Below are 15,488 nucleotides of genomic sequence, written 5' to 3' on the forward strand. Positions count from 1 at the left end.
CCTCTCAGGACGTGAACGGGAGGCGCGGGTGCAGGCGGAGGCGGGACCGGGGGCCGATTCCTATCCGGACGAACGGCTGTCACGGCGGACGCTCCGGGACGAGACGCTGCTCGTCCTGGCGCTCTCGCTCGGGGCGAGCGGGGTCTCCGCCCTGATCAGCTTTGTCGGCTCGGTCACGAAACCCGGCGGCCTCAAGGACCAGGCGGCCACCCTCAACGCCTCGGCCGCCCCGGGCCGCCCCTGGCTCGACCTGGCCTGGCAGTTGTTCGGGATCGCCAGCGCCCTGGTGCCCGTCGCGCTCGTCGCGCATCTGCTGCTGCGCGAGGGGCAGAGCCTGCGCACCCTCGGGTTCGACCGCACCCGCCCCTGGCCCGACCTGGGCCGCGGGGCCGCCGTCGCGGCGGTCATCGGCAGCACCGGCATCGCCTTCTACCTCGCCGCCCGCGGCCTCGGCTTCAACCTCACCGTGGTGCCCGAGGCGCTGCCCTCCGTGTGGTGGAAGTACCCGGTGCTGGTGCTGTCCGCGGTGCAGAACGCGGTCCTCGAAGAGGTGATCGTCGTCGGCTATCTGCTGCGCAGGCTGGGGCGGCTGGGCTGGACCCCGGGAGCCGCGCTGGCGGGAAGTGCCGTGCTGCGCGGCTCGTACCACCTCTACCAGGGCATCGGCGGCTTCCTCGGCAACATGGCCATGGGTGTGGTGTTCGTCTGGCTGTACCGGCGGTGGGGCCGGGTCGGACCGCTGGTGGTGGCCCACTCGCTGCTGGACATCGGCGCGTTCGTCGGTTACGCCCTGCTCGCGGGGAAGGTGGACTGGCTGCCGACGGCCTGACCTGGCACCGGCCTGGCCCGACACCGGCCTGACTCGGCCGGGCCGGTGCCGCGCGGGTACGGGTCTCAGACGCGCAGTTCGCCGTCGACGACCGTCACGGCGTGCCCGGTGAGGAAGGTGCGTGCGCCGCGCAGCTCGGTGCGGACCAGACCGGAGCGCGGTGAGGCCTGGAGCCCGGTGAGGACGGGGCGGCCCAGGCGCTCGGACCAGTAGGGGGCGAGGGCGGTGTGGGCGCTGCCGGTCACCGGGTCCTCGTCGATGCCGATGTTGGGGAAGAAGCACCGCGAGACGAAGTCGTAGCCGCGGGCGGGGTCCTCGGCCCGCGCGGTGGCGATGACACCGCGCGCCGAGTGCGCGGCCAGCGCCCTGAGATCGGGGTCGAGGCCCCGGACGGTCTTCTCGTCGGCCAGCTCCAGCACCAGGTCACCGACGCTGGGACCGGTGTCGAAGGCGGTGCGGGGCGTGGCGCCGAGGGCTTCGGTGACCCCGTCGGGGACCGCGACCGCGGTGAGCGGGGCGGTCGGCAGGTCCAGGGTGATCGCGCCGTCGTCGGCGGGGGCTGCGGCGAGTACGCCGCTGCGGGTGGCGAAGCGCACGGGCCCGGTGTGCGCGCCGGTGGTGTGCAGGACGTGCGCGGTGGCGAGCGTGGCGTGCCCGCACATCGCGACCTCGGTGGCCGGGGTGAACCAGCGCAGCGCCCAGTCGGCCTTGCCGCCTGCGGGCAGCGGGTGGGCGAACGCCGTCTCGGCGTGGTTGACCTCCAGGGCGACCCGCTGGAGCCACGGGTCCTCGGGAAAGGCGTCGAGGAGCAGCACCCCGGCGGGGTTGCCCGCGAAGGGACGGTCGGTGAAGGCGTCGACGATACGAATCCGCATGCGCCGACGGTAGAGGCCCCGGCGGCCCCCGGGCCAAGGCCAATCCGGGTCCGGCGGCCTGGTCGGGGCCCGTGGCACGGGCGCTGGAGCCCGGAGCCCGGAGCCCGGAGCCCGGAGCCACGAGCCCGGACCCGGGCGGGGCCGCGCGTACGCGGTCCGCGCCCGGCCCGGTTCGGTCCAGTTCAGTCCGGTTCGGCTCAGTTCCAGGTCATGTTGATCTCGCGCTCGAAGTTGACATATCCGGCGCGCCGGAACGCGTTCGCCATCGGGACGTTGCCGAGGTCCGTGGAGGCGCGGATGCGCGGGACGTCCTGCTCGGCCAGGACACGGGTGCCCTCGGCGAGGAGGCCGTCGATGTAGCCATTGCCGCGGTGCCCGGGAAGGACCGCGATGTAGGCGATGATCGGGTTGTAGCCGTTGTGGGCCGGCAGGACGAATCCCACCGGTTCCCCCTGGGGCAGGGTCGCGACCCGCCACCAGTCGCGCGGGCTGCTGTAGAGGGCCAGTTCCTCCTCGTAGTGCTTGAGGGCCGCCTCCCGGGGGGACATCCGGGTCAGATCGGCGCGGCCGTGCGCGTCGAGGGTGCCGTCCATCGCCGACGTCATCAGGGACACGAGTTCCCCGCTGTCGTGCGGCGGCCGGAACGCGAGGCGCCCGCCGGGCCCGGGGGCCGGTGTCCCCGGACGCCACTCCAGGCGCAGCCGTTCGACGAAGAGCCGGGCGCCGGTCCGCTCCAGGACGGCCATGCGGTCCTCGACGATCCGTCTGGGCAGGGTGTCCTCGCGCCAGTCCGGCGGGACGAAGCGGCTGTAGTCAGGGGGCTGCGCCCCGTCGCCCACCATCGCCGCCAGCGCGGTGCGCAGCAGGCGTTCTGCGATGTCGAGGCGGTCGGGACCCGGTTCCGGTACGTCGTCCTCGATGTCGAGGACGTCCAGGATGAGGGGTGCGCCGCCGCCCGGCCGGCTCCACCAGGCGGCCCTGGCCACCAGGCGGTCACTGCGCAGGGCGACCCACATCCATTCCGGCCGTCGGCGGCCTGTGGCGAGGTCGTCCGCCAGCTCGGCGTTGAGGCCGTAGGGGAGTCGGGTGAAGAGGTCGAGTTCTTCGCGTCCGCGGAGGGGACGCATGGTCAGGTCGTTCTGTTCCACGGTGTCAGGCACGCTCCGGTGAAGGCGCCCGTCCGCTCCGGGGTCAGACGCGGTGCGCGCCCCGGGAGGACACAAGCGCAGTGATCTGGGGAATCATCGGCTTATCCCTCCTCTCGCTGTCGTGACTCCTGCCGCAGCGGCAGGGGTTCGGCCGCCATGTCTATCCGACGCCGGACCTGGGGCGCAATGCCTTTACGGGGGGCCGGTCGCGTGGGGACGCTGCTCGGTGCCGTGGAACCTCGACTGTCGGCGTTTCGCCCGGCTTCTCCCCGGCACGGCGGACGGCCCGCACTCTCCCTCCCCCGGGTGAGCGCGGGCCGCCGCTGTCGCTGCCTGGATCAGCAACTGGCAGCGGAGCAGATACGGACCTTGTCGACCACCCAGGAGCTGAACGTGGTGGCGTTGCCGGGCGGGGTGCAGTGCGTCTTGCCGTCTTGCCGTTGGTGAGGTGCGTGCGCCTTCCGGTCTACCGCCATGAGCTGACACCGACACGGGGCGCCAGAGCTGCGCCGGACTGTCCTGCCGCTCTTGGTGGCGGGCAGTCCGCGCAGGACGGTTGCCCGGCGAGCTGTTCCGATATATCGTTGAGGCATCGCGACAGATCAACGATGGAATGGAGTGGTTGCGGTGCGTACCCATGGATTCGAGCGTGGACACAGGCACGACGGCCCCTGGCGTGGTCGTGAGGACTTCGACGGGCGGCGGGCGGCCTTCGGCCCCTTCGGGCCGGGTGGGCCGGGCTTCGGGCCGGGCTTCGGGCCCGGTCCCTGGGGTGGCCGAGGGCGTGGCGGGCCGAGGGGGAGGGCGCGGCGCGGTGACGTACGGGCGTCGATCCTGGCCCTGCTCAAGGAGCGGTCCATGCACGGCTACGAGATGATCCAGGAGATCGCCGAGCGCAGCGGCGGCGCGTGGAAGCCGAGCCCCGGCTCGGTCTATCCCACGCTTCAGCTGCTGGAGGACGAGGGCCTGATCGCCAGTGAGTCGGAGGGCGGCAAGAAGCTGTTCTCCCTCACCGAGGAGGGCCGCGCGGCCGCCGAGGAGACGCCGGAGGCACCCTGGCAGGAGGCCACGCGCGGGATCGACTGGGAGGCCCTCGGCGAGATCCGCCAGGCCGGTGCCGGACTGATGGAGGCCTTCGGGCAGGTCTGGAAGACCGGCAGCAAGGAACAGCGCGACAAGGCGCTCGCGGTCATCAACGAGGCCCGCAAGAAGCTGTACCTGATCCTCGCCGACGAGGACTGACGGGCGGCGTCCGGCATCCGGCGTCCGGGCTCCGGGCATCCGGCGCTCCGTGGGGCGAAACGCTCCGCGGAGCGCCTTCGCGGTCGCGCAGTGGGCCGGTGCCGCCTGTGAGCCGTCCCGGCGGCTGCTGTGCGAATTGACCTGATCTCATCCGTAAGGAGGAGATTCCGGCCCGCGGGGTCCACTCTGCGTGGGATGCGGAAATGCTTCCCGCCGGGGATGCCCGGGGCTCGCGGGACTGATGGGCTGGGGGATGTGCAAGCCCGTATCCCCCGGCAGCCGGTCCGTGAGCAGGACGGCAGCCGCCCGGTCGACGACGCCGGGCTCAGTGCCGAACTGTCGGCGGTGGTCGCCGGTGCCCGTCGGCGGGCCCTCCGGGACGCGGACCGGCAGATCGACACCGCCCACCTGCTGCACTCGCTCCTGGAGGCGGACCCCGAGGTGCGCGAGGTGTTCGGCGGCGGTCCGCGGATCGTCCGGCTCCTCGGCTACCTCGTCCAGCGCAGCATCGGCTACGGCCTGCGCTGGCAGAGCGGCGTGGAGGACTCGGGCGCCCTGCCCGTGGTGACCGAGGCGGCCGCCGCCGAGGCCGACGGCTGGTCACCGGTGGCGTCGGCCGCCCTGGAACACGCCCGTGCGCGCGCCGCCCGCCGCGGTGACGACATGGCCCGCGGTGTCGACCTCCTCGCCGGAATCGTCGAGGTGCCCGGATCGCGGGCCGTCGAGGTGCTCGCCCGCGCGGGGATCGACGCCGGTGAACTGGCCGCCGGTATCGCCGGTGTCCCGGAAGAGAGCGCGGGCGGGGGCCGGGGCGGGAGCGGGGGCGGGGAACGGGGCCTCGCCGAGGAGTACGCCGGGGACGGCTGACGCGTCCGCCGGTCCCCTCCCGCCACGGGCCGCCTCCCCTCCCGCCACGGGCCGCCTCCCCTCCCGCCACGGGCCGCCGCCCCGTCCCGCGAGGCGTGTGCGCCGTCCAGCCGGTGAGACAGGTGCCAACAGGGGTGACGCTCATGTCGCCGCCTGTCATCATGTGCCGGTGGTTACGTCTGGGATCAGTCAGCGGCAGTCCGGCAGAGGCGTCGGGCTCGGTCTCGCGCTCGTCTCCGCGGTCGCCTTCGGCGGCTCGGGGGTCGCGGCCAAACCGCTGATCGAGGCGGGCCTCGACCCGCTGCACGTCGTCTGGCTGCGCGTCACCGGCGCGGCCCTGGTCATGGTGCCGCTCGCCGTCCGCCACCGCGCGCTGCTGCGCCGGCGCCCCGCCCTGCTCGCCGGGTTCGGACTGCTCGCCGTGGCGGGCGTCCAGGCCTGCTACTTCGCCGCGCTCTCCCGTATCCCCGTCGGCGTGGCGCTGCTCATCGAGTACCTGGCACCGGCCCTGGTCCTCGGCTGGGTCCGCTTCGTCCAGCGGCGGCCGGTCACCCGGGCCGCCGCGCTCGGCGTGGTCCTCGCGGCGGGCGGGCTCGCCTGTGTCGTCGAGGTGTGGTCCGGGCTGGGCTTCGACCCGCTCGGCCTGCTGCTCGCCCTCGGCGCGGCCTGCTGCCAGGTCGGCTACTTCGTCCTCTCCGACCAGGGCGGCGACGCGGGCGACCAGGCACCCGACCCGCTCGGCGTCATCGCATACGGGCTGCTCGTCGGCGCCGTCGTGCTGACCGCCGTGGCGCGGCCCTGGGGCATGGACTGGTCGGTCCTCGCGCACTCCGCCCGGATGAACGGGACCCAGGTCCCGGCCGCCGTCCTGCTGGTCTGGATCGTGCTGGTCGCCACGGTCCTCGCGTACGTCACCGGCGTGCTCTCGGTGCGCCGGCTCTCTCCGCAGGTCGCGGGCGTGGTGGCCTGCCTGGAGGCGGTCATCGCGACCGTGCTGGCCTGGGTGCTGCTCGGCGAACACCTGTCCGCGCCGCAGGTGGCGGGCGGCGCCGTGGTCCTGCTGGGCGCGTTCATCGCGCAGTCCTCGGCGCCCGCCGGGAGCGCGGCGGAGCCGGTCGCGGACGGCTCCGCGGAGCGGGAGCTGTCGGCGCGCGGCACCACGATCTAGGCCCGCGGCACCGCGATCCAGGCGCGTGGCGCCACGATCCAGGACAGGCGCTAGGCTGCGGACCATGCACACGCCCGCGCGCACCGTCTCGCCGCCCGCCGCCTGAGGCGGGCCCCTTCGGCCGGCCCGGCGCCATGCCGTGCCGTGCCGGGCTGTACGGTGCTGCCCGCAGAAGAAGTCCGACGACCCCGCCGAACCGGGGTCCTCCTTCCCGAACTTCTGCACCTCTGCGGAGAGAACTCGTGTCGCAAGCTTCCTCCGGCCTGCCCCTCGGGCGTGGCCTCCTCTATCTGATCGTCGCCGGTGCCGCCTGGGGCACCGCCGGTGCCGCCGCCTCCCTGGTCTACCGCGCCAGTGACATGGGACCGGCCGCCCTGTCCTTCTGGCGCTGCGCCGCGGGCGTCGTGCTGCTGCTCGCCGTCCGCCTGCTGCGCCCGCGCGTGCGGCCCGCTGCGCCCGCCCGCCGCCGCGTCGTCCTGCTGCGGGCCGGTGCCACCGGGCTCGGGCTCGCCGTCTTCCAGACCGCCTACTTCGCCGCCGTCGCCGAGACCGGCCTCGCGGTGGCGACCGTCGTCACCCTCGGCGCCGGGCCGGTGCTCATCGCGCTCGGCGCCCGGCTCACGCTGGGCGAACGGCTCGGCCGGTCCGGCGCCGCCGCCGTCGCCGGGGCGCTGGCCGGGCTCGCGGTGCTGGTACTGGGCAGCGGCGGCGCCACCGTACGGCCGTGGGGTGTGCTGCTCGCCCTCGCCTCCGCGGCCGGGTACAGCGGGATGACGCTGCTGACCCGCCGCTGGGGCCGGGACGGCGGCGCCGACCACTCCGCCACGACGGTGGGGGCGTTCGCGGTGGCCACGCTGTGCGTGCTGCCGCTCGCCGCGGCCGAGGGACTGGTGCCGCACACCGTCGAACCGGTCCGGCTGCTGTGGCTGCTGGCCTACATCGGCACGGTGCCCACCGCCCTCGCCTACGCCCTGTACTTCGCGGGCGCGGCGGTGGTCCGCTCGGCCACCGTGTCCGTGATCATGCTCCTGGAGCCGGTCAGCGCGGCCGTGCTGGCGGTCGTCCTGCTGGGGGAGCGGCTGACGGCGGCGACCCTCGTCGGTACCGCGCTGATGCTCGGCTCGGTCGGCGGCCTCGCCGTCGCGGAGACCCGCGCGTCACGGACCGCCGAGGAGGAACCCGCCCTGGTGTGACGGGAGTGCCCGCCCCGGTGTGACGGGAGCGGGGGAGGCCCCGCCCGGGATCCGCCGTCCCGGACGGGGCTTCCGGGCGAGCCTCCTCCCGGCGCTCGTCGCTCGTCGCGCCGCCGTCACAGCTCCGAGAGGTAGCCGGGGACCTCGACACCGGCGGCGAGGTCCGGTTCGGCGAGCGGCGTGCCGTACACCGTGCGGACCGGGACCACCCCGGCCCAGTACGGGAGACCGAGGTCCTCGGGCTCCTCGTTCACACCGCCGGTGCGCAGCTTGGCGGAGACCTCCGCGAGGTCCAGGCGGAGCACGGCCGTGGCGGCGAGCTCCTTCGTGTTGCCGGGGCGGGAGTCGGCCGACCGGCCCGGCACCACGTGGTCCACCAGCGCGTCCAGGGCCGTCCGCTTCTCCTCGGGGTCGGTCACCTGGTGGGCGGTGCCGTGCACCACGACACTGCGGTAGTTGACCGAGTGGTGGAAGGCGGAGCGGGCCAGCACCAGGCCGTCGACATGGGTCACCGTCAGGCAGACCGCGAGGCCCGGGTCGGCCTGCCCGGCCATGCGCAGCGGGCGCGAACCGGTCGAACCGTGCACGTACAGCCGCTCGCCGACCCGGCCGTAGAGCGTCGGCAGCACCACGGGCGCCCCGTCACGGACGAAGCCCAGGTGGCAGACGTATCCCTCGTCGAGTATCGCGTGCACCAGTTCCTTGTCGTACGCGGCCTTCTGCGCGGACCGGGTGGGGACGGTGCGGTCGGTCCGGGGGTAGGTGTCGGCCGGCGGTGTCGGCTGCGAGGTCCCCTGCATTGCGGTCTCCATTGCACTAGTGCATAATTGGCTTTGTGCTAGGAGAATATCGGATCGAAGGCCGTCGCGCAGCGGACATCGCGTCGAGCGTCGAGCGGGCGGTGGGCTCGGGAGAGCTGGAGCCGGGACAACTGCTGCCCCCCATGCGGGAGTTGGCGGCTCAGCTCGGTGTCAATCCGAACACCGTGGCGGCCGCGTACCGCGTGCTGCGCGAGCGCGGGGTCATCGAGACGGCCGGGCGCCGCGGCAGCCGGGTGCGGCCCGCGCCCGCCACCACCGGACGCGACCGCATCCGCCTGGACGTGCCCGAGGGCGTACGGGACGTGTCCGCGGGCAACCCGGACCCGGCCCTGCTGCCGCCGCTGGCACCGGCCTTCGCCGCGGCGGCCGCCGAGGCCGACCGCGCGCCCGTGCTCTACGGCGACCTGGCCGTGGATCCGGGCCTCGCGCGCGCCGCCCGCGCCGGACTGGACGCCGCGGGCGTGCCGGACGGGCCCCTCGCGGTGGTGACCGGCTCGCTGGACGGCGTCGAACGGGTCCTCGCCGCCCACCTCAAGCCGGGGGACACCGTCGCCGTGGAGGACCCCGGCTGGGGCCGCACGCTCGACCTGGTACCGGCGCTCGGACTGCGGACCGTGCCGGTCCGCGTGGACGACGAGGGGCCGCGCCCCGAGGCCGTGCGGCGGGCGCTGGCGGGTGGTGCGCGCGCCCTGATCGTCACCGACCGGGCACAGAACCCGACCGGCGCCGCGCTGAGCGCCACGCGCGCGCGTGCCCTGCGTGCCGTCCTGGCCGAGCACCCGGAGACCCTGCTGATCGAGGACGACCACGGCCACGGCATCGTCGACGTCCCGCTGCACCCGCTCGCCGGGGCCACCCGGCACTGGGCCTTCGTCCGCTCGGTCGCCAAGGCGTACGGCCCCGATCTGCGCCTGGCCGTGCTCACCGGCGACGAGGTGACCGTGGACCGGGTGCGCGGACGGCAGCGGCTCGGACCCGGCTGGGTGAGCCTGCTGGTGCAGCGGGCCGTGCTGCGGCTGCTGACGGACGGCGCGCCGGACACCGGCGCCGTGGCGGCCCGGTACGACGAGCGGCGCGAGCGGCTGATCGGCGCGCTGGCGGAGCGCGGGGTGGCCGCGCGCGGGCGCAGCGGGATGAACGTGTGGGTGCCGGTGCCGGACGAGACCGGTGCCGTCGCCCGGCTGCTGCACGCGGGCTGGGCCGTCGCCCCCGGCGCCCGCTACCGGCTCGGCGAGCCTCCGGGTATCCGCATCACCGTCTCGACGCTGCGCGGGGAGGAGACCGAGCGGCTGGCGGAGGCGGTGGCGGCGGCGCTGGAACCGGCCGCGGCGCGCAGCTACGTCTGAGCGGGCGCCGCCGGTACGGGGCGGGAGGGCTGTCCGGACGGCTCGGGCTGTCCGGACGGCTCGGACTGTTCGGACGGTTCCTCGGACCGCCGGCTCTCGGTGGCCGTGGCCGTGGCCGGGAGTGTCGGCGCGGGCGTGGCCGTGGCTTCGGGGGCGGACCGCCCCGTCCTGCCGCGCGGCCCGGCCTGGGTCAGGGCCGCGCCCGCCAGCACGATCACCGCGCCGACCGGAGTCGACCAGGTCAGCTCCTCACCGAGGACGGCGACCCCGGCGGCGGCCGCGATGACCGGCACGAAATAGGTCACCATCTGGGCCGTGGTGGGCCCCACCTCGGCGACCAGCCCGTACTGCACGAGCATGGCGAACCCGGTGCCGAGCGCGCCCAGCGCGGCGACCGCCAGCAGCGGCAGCAGGTCCACCTGGGCCGGTACGTCCGTGAACAGCGGTGTGACGACCGCTAGTTGCGCCGTCGACAGGAGCAACTGCCCGCCGGTCAGGGACAGGTGCGACTCCGGGGCACCGGCCAGCGTGCGCCGGACGTAGATCCAGCCGACCGGGTAGCTCAGCGAGGCCAGCAGCGCCATCGCCGTGCCGCCCGCGTCCAGACCGTGGAAGCCCTGCCAGGCACCGAGCACCGTGAGCACCCCGAGGAAACCGAGCCCCAGCCCCGCCACCCGCACCCGGGTCGGCCGGTCCTCGGAGAGGGCGACCAGCGAGAGCACCATGCCCCACAGCGGCGAGGTGGCGTTGCAGATGCCCGCCAGCGTGGACGGGATGGTCAGCTCCGAGTAGGCGAAGAGCGAGAACGGCAGCGCGTTGAGGAAGAACCCGGCGACCGCCAGATGACCCCAGGTGCGCGCACCGCGCGGCAGCCGCTCCCGCTTCACCGCCATCGCCACGGCCAGCACCGCCGTGCCGAACACCAGCCGCCCCAGCGTCACCTGGAACGGCGCGAAGCTGCGCGTGCCCACCTTCATGAACAGAAAGCTGAAGCCCCAGACCAGCGCCAGGAAGGCGAACCGGACCCGCCAGTGGGCGGGGCGGCGGGCCCTCGGGGAGGAGGACGGCGGGGACGGCGGGGCGGCGGGCGCGGTGGTCATGCTCGTAGCGTGCCGCGCTCAACCTCGTAGCACAATCGAGAATTCGCGCGCTGTACCTCGTAGTATCGCTTACATGTTGAACCTGGAGCGCCTGCGGACCCTCGACGCCCTCGCCCGGCACGGCTCGGTCAGCGGCGCGGCCGACGGACTGCATGTGACGACCTCGGCCGTCTCGCAGCAGCTGGCGAAGCTGGAACGCGAGGTGGGCCAGCGGCTCCTGGCCAGGAACGGCCGGGGCGTACGCCTCACCGACGCCGGGCGGCTGCTCGCCGAACACGCGGCGCGCATCCTCTCCCAGGTGGAGCTGGCCCAGTCCGATCTGGAGGCCCAGCGCGGACAGGTGGTCGGCGAACTGCGGCTGGCCGCGTTCCCCACCGGTGCGCGCGGCCTGTTCCCGGCGGCGCTGTGCCATCTGCGCGCCCGGCACCCGGCACTCGGTGTCACCACCGCCGAGGTGGAACCCGCCCCCGCCGTACGGGCCGTGCTGCGCGGCGACGCCGACCTCGCCGTGGTCCTCGACTGGTACAACAAGCCGCTGCCCGTCCCCGAGGGACTCGTCCGGGCGCCGCTCCTCGACGACCCCGTGGACGTGGCGCTGCCCGCCGCGCATCCGCACGCGGACCGCGCCGACGCCGGGCTGGAGGACTTCGCCGACGACGACTGGATCAGCTGGGGTGACGACGAGTTCTGCCACGAGTGGCTGCTCGACACCCTGCGCTCCAAGGGGGTGGAACCCCGTGTGGCGCACCGCGCCCAGGAGCACGCCACCCAGCTCGCGCTGGTCGCGGCCGGTCTCGGGGTGTGCGTGGCGCCGCGCCTGGGCCGGGGGCCGCTGCCCGCCGGGGTGCGGGCCGTTCCGGTGCGGCAGGCGGTGCGGCGGCACGTCTACGCCGTGTGGCGGGCCGACGCCGATCGCCGCCCCTCGATCAGGGCGGCGGTGGAGGCCCTGCGCGCCGCGGGCGACCGGCTCGGCTGACGGGCCGGGCCGCCCGGCCGACGCGCGGACACCGGTCCGCCCGCCCGGCCGCGCCGGTGTCCGCGCGCGTTGTCCACAGGGCGGCCGGAGGTGTGCGTGCCCCCAGTAGCCTGGGGCGATGCTCAAGGAAGTCAACGCGACCCGGTTCATCACACCGCTCCGTGAGGGCGGTTCGCTGCCGGGGCTCGTCGAGGCCGACGACCTCGGCACGTACGTCCTGAAGTTCAGCGGCGCGGGTCAGGGCCGCAAGACGCTCGTCGCCGAGGTCGTCTGCGGCGAACTGGCCCGGAGGCTGGGGTTCCGCGTGCCGTCCCTCGCGGTCGTCGGCCTGGATCCGGTGCTCGGCCTCGGCGAACCCGACGAGCGGGTCCAGGAGCTGCTGCGCTCCAGCGGCGGCGGCAACCTCGGGATGGACTTCCTCTCCGGTGCCCTCGGCTTCGACCCGCTGGCCTTCCCGGTGGACGCCGGGGAGGCCGGGCGGATCGTCTGGTTCGACGCCCTGGTGAACAACGTGGACCGCTCCTGGCGCAACCCGAACCTGCTCAGATGGCGCGGCGCGCTGTGGCTGATCGACCACGGCGCCACCATGATCTGGCAGCACAACTGGCCGGGCGCCGAGGCGTCCGCGGCCCGCCCGTACGACGCCTCCGACCACGCCCTCGCGCGCTTCGCCCCGGATGTCGCGGCCGCCGCCGCTGACCTCGCGCCGCGGATCACCGAGGATCTGCTCGCCGAGGTGACCGCCGAGATCCCGGACGCCTGGCTGGCGGACGAGCCCGGCTTCGCCACCCCCGGTGAACTGCGCCGCGCCTACGCCCGGCCGCTGCTCGCGCGGGCCGCGGTGATCCACGAACGCATCCAGGGAATCCAGGGAATCCAGGGCAGCCAGGGCAGCCAGGACTCCGAAGGGAACAGGGGGACCACGTGAGCGACCACCACATCCTCGGCGGCCGACAGGCGGGCGAACGCCACATCATCGGCAGCCGGACGAGTGACCGGGACGTCTTCGAGTACGCCCTGCTGCGGATCGTCCCGCGGATCGAGCGCGGCGAGTGCGTCAACGCCGGAGTGCTGGTCTACTGCCGGGCCAAGGCGTACGTCGGCGCCCGCACCCATCTGGACGAGGCGCGGCTGCGGGCGCTCGACCCGGAGGCCGACGTGGCGGGCGTGCGGGCCGCGCTCGCCGCGGTCGAGGGTGTGTGCGCGGGCGGCGCGGTGGCCGGGCAGGCGGCCGGGGACGACGCGGGCCGGCGCTTCCGCTGGCTGGTCGCGCCGCGTTCCACGATCGTCCAGCCGGGCCCCGTACACACCGGACTCACCCTCGACCCGGCCGCGGAGGCGCAACGGTTGCTCGACCTCCTGGTGAGGTAATGGATCACACGTGGCGGGCGTGCCGTTGACACCGGGTGCCAGGGCTTCTAGCGTCACGTCCACCAGAGGTACTAAGCGGTCGCTCACCGCAGACCGGATTCACCGGCCGGGCTCCGGGCCCGGTCCGGGCAGGTTCTCTCAAGGGCGAGGAGAAGCAGCAATGTCCACCACTGACCAGCGGGTCGCCGTCGTCACCGGGGCCGCACGCGGCATCGGTGCCGCCACCGCCGTACGCCTGGCCGCCGAGGGCCGCGCGGTCGCCGTGATCGACCTCGACGAGGCTGCCTGCAAGGGCACCGTGGAGACGATCACCGCGGCCGGTGGCCGGGCCGTCGCGATCGGTGCCGACGTCTCGGACGAGGCGCAGGTCGAGGCGGCGGTCGCGCGCGTCGTCGAGGAGCTCGGCGCGCCGACGATCCTCGTCAACAACGCGGGCGTGCTCCGGGACAACCTGCTGTTCAAGATGAGCGTCTCCGACTGGGACACCGTCCTGAGCGTGCATCTGCGCGGCTCCTTCCTGATGGCCCGCGCGGTGCAGAAGCACATGGTGGACGCGGGCTTCGGCCGGATCGTCAACCTCTCCTCGTCCTCCGCGCTCGGCAACCGCGGCCAGGCCAACTACGCGGCCGCCAAGGCGGGCCTCCAGGGCTTCACCAAGACCCTGGCCAAGGAGCTGGGCAAGTTCGGCATCACCGCCAACTCGGTGGCCCCCGGCTTCATCGCCACCGAGATGACCAAGGCCACCGCCGAGCGCGTCGGCATGGGCTTCGAGGACTTCAAGGCCGCCGCCGCCACCCAGATCCCGGTGCAGCGCGTCGGCGAGCCGGAGGACATCGCCAACGCCATCGCCTTCTTCACGGGCGACGCCGCCGGCTTCGTCTCCGGCCAGGTCCTGTATGTCGCCGGCGGACCGCTCAACTGAGGGACACACGCACATGACTTCCGAGGAACTTCCCCCGCTGTCGGGCAAGGTCGCCCTCGTCACCGGCGCCAGCCGCGGCATCGGCTACGGCGTCGCCGAGGCACTGGTGGCCCGGGGCGACCGGGTCTGCATCACCGGCCGCAACGAGGACGCGCTCAAGGAGGCCGTCGAACGGCTCGGCTCCGACCGGGTCATCGGCGTCGCGGGCAAGGCCCACGACGAGGCCCACCAGGCCGTGGCCGTCGACCGGGTGATGGAGGTGTTCGGACGGGTCGACCACCTGGTCAACAACGCCGGCACCAACCCGGTCTTCGGCCCGATCGCCGACCTCGACCTGAACGTGGCGCGCAAGGTCTTCGAGACCAACGTGATCTCCGCGCTCGGCTTCGCCCAGCGCACCTGGCACGCCTGGCAGAAGGACAACGGCGGCGCCATCGTCAACATCTCCTCGATCGCCGGTCTCGCGCCCTCGCCGTTCATCGGCGCGTACGGCATCAGCAAGGCCGCGATGATCAACCTCACCCAGCAGCTCGCGCACGAGTTCGCGCCGAAGGTGCGGGTCAACGCCATCGCGCCGGGCGTGGTGAAGACGCGGTTCGCGCAGGCCCTGTTCGAGGGCCGCGAGGACGAGGCCGCCGCGGCGTACCCGCTCGGCCGGCTGGGCGTGCCCACCGACATCGGCGGCGCGGCGGCGTTCCTCACCTCCGAGCAGTCCGACTGGATCACCGGCCAGACGCTCGTCGTCGACGGCGGCCTCTTCCTCAACGCGGGCGTGGGCTGATCCGGCCGGGGACACCCACACCGGCAGCACCGGTACACCGGCACGCGACCGGTGTACCGGTGGTGCCGGTCTCCGGCGGCCTCTCCGTGCGGCGTTGTCAGTGGTCGCCTGTAGGTTCTGTGGGCAGGAAGTGACCATAGATCGTGAGGACGTTGACGTGACCGACATCGCCATGCTGCCCGAGTCCTGGCGCGGGGTTCTGGGCGACGAGCTTCAGCAGCCCTACTTCAAGGAGCTGACCGAGTTCGTCGAGGAGGAGCGGGCGAAGGGTCCCGTGTATCCGCCGCGCGAGGAGGTCTTCGCCGCGCTGGACGCCACGCCCTACGACCAGGTGAAGGTCCTCGTCCTCGGCCAGGACCCGTACCACGGCGAGGGACAGGGCCACGGCCTGTGCTTCTCGGTGCGCCCCGGCGTCAAGGTCCCGCCGTCCCTGCGGAACATCTACAAGGAGATGCGCGAGGAGCTGGGCACCGAGATCCCGGACAACGGCTATCTGATGCCGTGGGCCCGGCAGGGCGTGCTGCTGCTGAACGCGGTGCTCACGGTCCGCTCCGGTGAGGCCAACTCCCACAAGGGACGCGGCTGGGAGAAGTTCACCGACGCGGTGATCCGCGCGGTGGCCGACCGTCCCGACCCGGCCGTCTTCGTGCTGTGGGGCAACTACGCGCAGAAGAAGCTGCCCCTGATCGACGAGACCCGGCACGTGGTGGTCAAGGGCGCGCACCCCTCGCCGCTGTCCGCGAAGAAGTTCTTCGGCTCCCGTCCGTTCACCCAGATCGACGAGGCGGTCGCGGCGCAGGGACACCAGCCGATCGACTGGCAGATCCCGAACCTGGGCTGAGCCCGAGG

At 73.9% G+C, this 15,488-nt stretch carries 16 protein-coding genes; 12 read left to right on the plus strand and 4 right to left on the minus strand.

Annotated features, from left to right (window positions below):
- Nucleotides 1-28: 28 nt before the first annotated feature.
- Entirely contained in the window at nt 29-829 is an 801-nt protein-coding gene (locus ACWDYF_RS24990; RefSeq protein WP_037897115.1) for a CPBP family intramembrane glutamic endopeptidase, read from the plus strand.
- Between the two features lie 65 nt (nt 830-894).
- On the opposite strand, the gene ACWDYF_RS24995 is transcribed toward ACWDYF_RS24990, so the two are convergent.
- Nucleotides 895-1,704, minus strand: a complete 810-nt coding sequence (locus tag ACWDYF_RS24995; protein WP_389471801.1) for a PhzF family phenazine biosynthesis protein — start codon at nt 1,702-1,704, stop codon at nt 895-897.
- 197 nt (nt 1,705-1,901) lie between these two features.
- On the minus strand, nt 1,902-2,831 hold the full coding sequence (locus tag ACWDYF_RS25000) for a GNAT family N-acetyltransferase (protein WP_389471964.1): 930 nt from the start codon (nt 2,829-2,831) through the stop codon (nt 1,902-1,904).
- Between the two features lie 648 nt (nt 2,832-3,479).
- On the opposite strand from ACWDYF_RS25000, the gene ACWDYF_RS25005 reads away from it, so the two are divergent.
- The 4 genes from ACWDYF_RS25005 to ACWDYF_RS25020 all read left to right on the plus strand — a co-directional run bounded on the left by ACWDYF_RS25005 (nt 3,480) and on the right by ACWDYF_RS25020 (nt 7,322).
- Complete coding sequence (locus tag ACWDYF_RS25005; protein ID WP_078510172.1) at nt 3,480-4,094, plus strand: PadR family transcriptional regulator; 615 nt, start codon at nt 3,480-3,482, stop codon at nt 4,092-4,094.
- A gap of 255 nt (nt 4,095-4,349) precedes the next feature.
- On the plus strand, nt 4,350-4,961 hold the full coding sequence (locus tag ACWDYF_RS25010) for a Clp protease N-terminal domain-containing protein (protein WP_389471804.1): 612 nt from the start codon (nt 4,350-4,352) through the stop codon (nt 4,959-4,961).
- A gap of 163 nt (nt 4,962-5,124) precedes the next feature.
- A complete protein-coding gene (locus tag ACWDYF_RS25015; RefSeq protein WP_389471807.1) occupies nt 5,125-6,129 on the plus strand; it encodes an EamA family transporter in 1,005 nt (334 codons plus the stop codon).
- A gap of 242 nt (nt 6,130-6,371) precedes the next feature.
- Nucleotides 6,372-7,322 carry a DMT family transporter gene (locus tag ACWDYF_RS25020; RefSeq protein ID WP_389471810.1) on the plus strand — a complete coding sequence of 317 codons (951 nt, stop codon included), beginning with the start codon at nt 6,372-6,374 and terminating at the stop codon, nt 7,320-7,322.
- Nucleotides 7,323-7,438: 116 nt separating this feature from the next.
- Here ACWDYF_RS25020 and ACWDYF_RS25025 read toward each other — a convergent pair whose 3' ends face one another.
- A complete protein-coding gene (locus ACWDYF_RS25025) occupies nt 7,439-8,122 on the minus strand; it encodes a pyridoxamine 5'-phosphate oxidase family protein (protein WP_381740557.1) in 684 nt (227 codons plus the stop codon).
- 35 nt (nt 8,123-8,157) lie between these two features.
- Here ACWDYF_RS25025 and ACWDYF_RS25030 point away from each other — a divergent pair, with 35 nt between their 5' ends.
- Nucleotides 8,158-9,489 carry an aminotransferase class I/II-fold pyridoxal phosphate-dependent enzyme gene (locus ACWDYF_RS25030; protein WP_389471813.1) on the plus strand — a complete coding sequence of 444 codons (1,332 nt, stop codon included), beginning with the start codon at nt 8,158-8,160 and terminating at the stop codon, nt 9,487-9,489.
- On the opposite strand, the gene ACWDYF_RS25035 is transcribed toward ACWDYF_RS25030, so the two are convergent.
- Entirely contained in the window at nt 9,480-10,589 is a 1,110-nt protein-coding gene (locus ACWDYF_RS25035) for an EamA family transporter (protein ID WP_389471816.1), read from the minus strand. The genes ACWDYF_RS25030 and ACWDYF_RS25035 overlap by 10 nt on opposite strands.
- Before the next feature lie 73 nt (nt 10,590-10,662).
- Between ACWDYF_RS25035 and ACWDYF_RS25040 the strand changes: the two genes are divergently transcribed.
- The 6 genes from ACWDYF_RS25040 to ung all read left to right on the plus strand — a co-directional run bounded on the left by ACWDYF_RS25040 (nt 10,663) and on the right by ung (nt 15,480).
- Nucleotides 10,663-11,565, plus strand: coding sequence for a LysR family transcriptional regulator (locus tag ACWDYF_RS25040; RefSeq protein WP_381740523.1), 903 nt, complete (start codon nt 10,663-10,665; stop codon nt 11,563-11,565).
- A 118-nt stretch (nt 11,566-11,683) separates the two neighbouring features.
- On the plus strand, nt 11,684-12,493 hold the full coding sequence (locus ACWDYF_RS25045) for a HipA family kinase (RefSeq protein WP_389471819.1): 810 nt from the start codon (nt 11,684-11,686) through the stop codon (nt 12,491-12,493).
- Nucleotides 12,490-12,936, plus strand: a complete 447-nt coding sequence (locus ACWDYF_RS25050; protein ID WP_389471822.1) for a DUF3037 domain-containing protein — start codon at nt 12,490-12,492, stop codon at nt 12,934-12,936. The genes ACWDYF_RS25045 and ACWDYF_RS25050 overlap by 4 nt, the downstream gene beginning before the upstream one ends.
- A 160-nt stretch (nt 12,937-13,096) precedes the next feature.
- Nucleotides 13,097-13,858, plus strand: a complete 762-nt coding sequence (gene fabG, locus ACWDYF_RS25055; RefSeq protein WP_381740518.1) for a 3-oxoacyl-ACP reductase FabG — start codon at nt 13,097-13,099, stop codon at nt 13,856-13,858.
- Nucleotides 13,859-13,871: 13 nt separating this feature from the next.
- The gene (locus tag ACWDYF_RS25060; RefSeq protein WP_381740516.1) at nt 13,872-14,639 is read left to right on the plus strand and encodes an SDR family oxidoreductase; all 768 of its coding nucleotides are present in this window, start codon (nt 13,872-13,874) and stop codon (nt 14,637-14,639) included.
- 157 nt (nt 14,640-14,796) lie between these two features.
- Nucleotides 14,797-15,480 carry a uracil-DNA glycosylase gene (ung, locus tag ACWDYF_RS25065; protein WP_018571167.1) on the plus strand — a complete coding sequence of 228 codons (684 nt, stop codon included), beginning with the start codon at nt 14,797-14,799 and terminating at the stop codon, nt 15,478-15,480.
- Nucleotides 15,481-15,488: the final 8 nt, after the last annotated feature.

The organism is Streptomyces sp. NPDC003284 (genome assembly GCF_053589675.1).

What these genes read in the sequence shown, in the direction of transcription:
- ACWDYF_RS25000 (WP_389471964.1), bottom strand. Translation starts at nt 2,831, where the DNA reads ATGCGTCCCCTCCGCGGACGCGAAGAACTCGACCTCTTCACCCGACTC.
- ACWDYF_RS25035 (WP_389471816.1), bottom strand. Translation starts at nt 10,589, where the DNA reads ATGACCACCGCGCCCGCCGCCCCGCCGTCCCCGCCGTCCTCCTCCCCG.
- fabG (WP_381740518.1), top strand. Translation starts at nt 13,097, where the DNA reads ATGTCCACCACTGACCAGCGGGTCGCCGTCGTCACCGGGGCCGCACGC.
- ACWDYF_RS25045 (WP_389471819.1), top strand. Translation starts at nt 11,684, where the DNA reads ATGCTCAAGGAAGTCAACGCGACCCGGTTCATCACACCGCTCCGTGAG.
- ACWDYF_RS25060 (WP_381740516.1), top strand. Translation starts at nt 13,872, where the DNA reads ATGACTTCCGAGGAACTTCCCCCGCTGTCGGGCAAGGTCGCCCTCGTC.
- ACWDYF_RS24995 (WP_389471801.1), bottom strand. Translation starts at nt 1,704, where the DNA reads ATGCGGATTCGTATCGTCGACGCCTTCACCGACCGTCCCTTCGCGGGC.
- ACWDYF_RS25025 (WP_381740557.1), bottom strand. Translation starts at nt 8,122, where the DNA reads ATGCAGGGGACCTCGCAGCCGACACCGCCGGCCGACACCTACCCCCGG.
- ACWDYF_RS25040 (WP_381740523.1), top strand. Translation starts at nt 10,663, where the DNA reads ATGTTGAACCTGGAGCGCCTGCGGACCCTCGACGCCCTCGCCCGGCAC.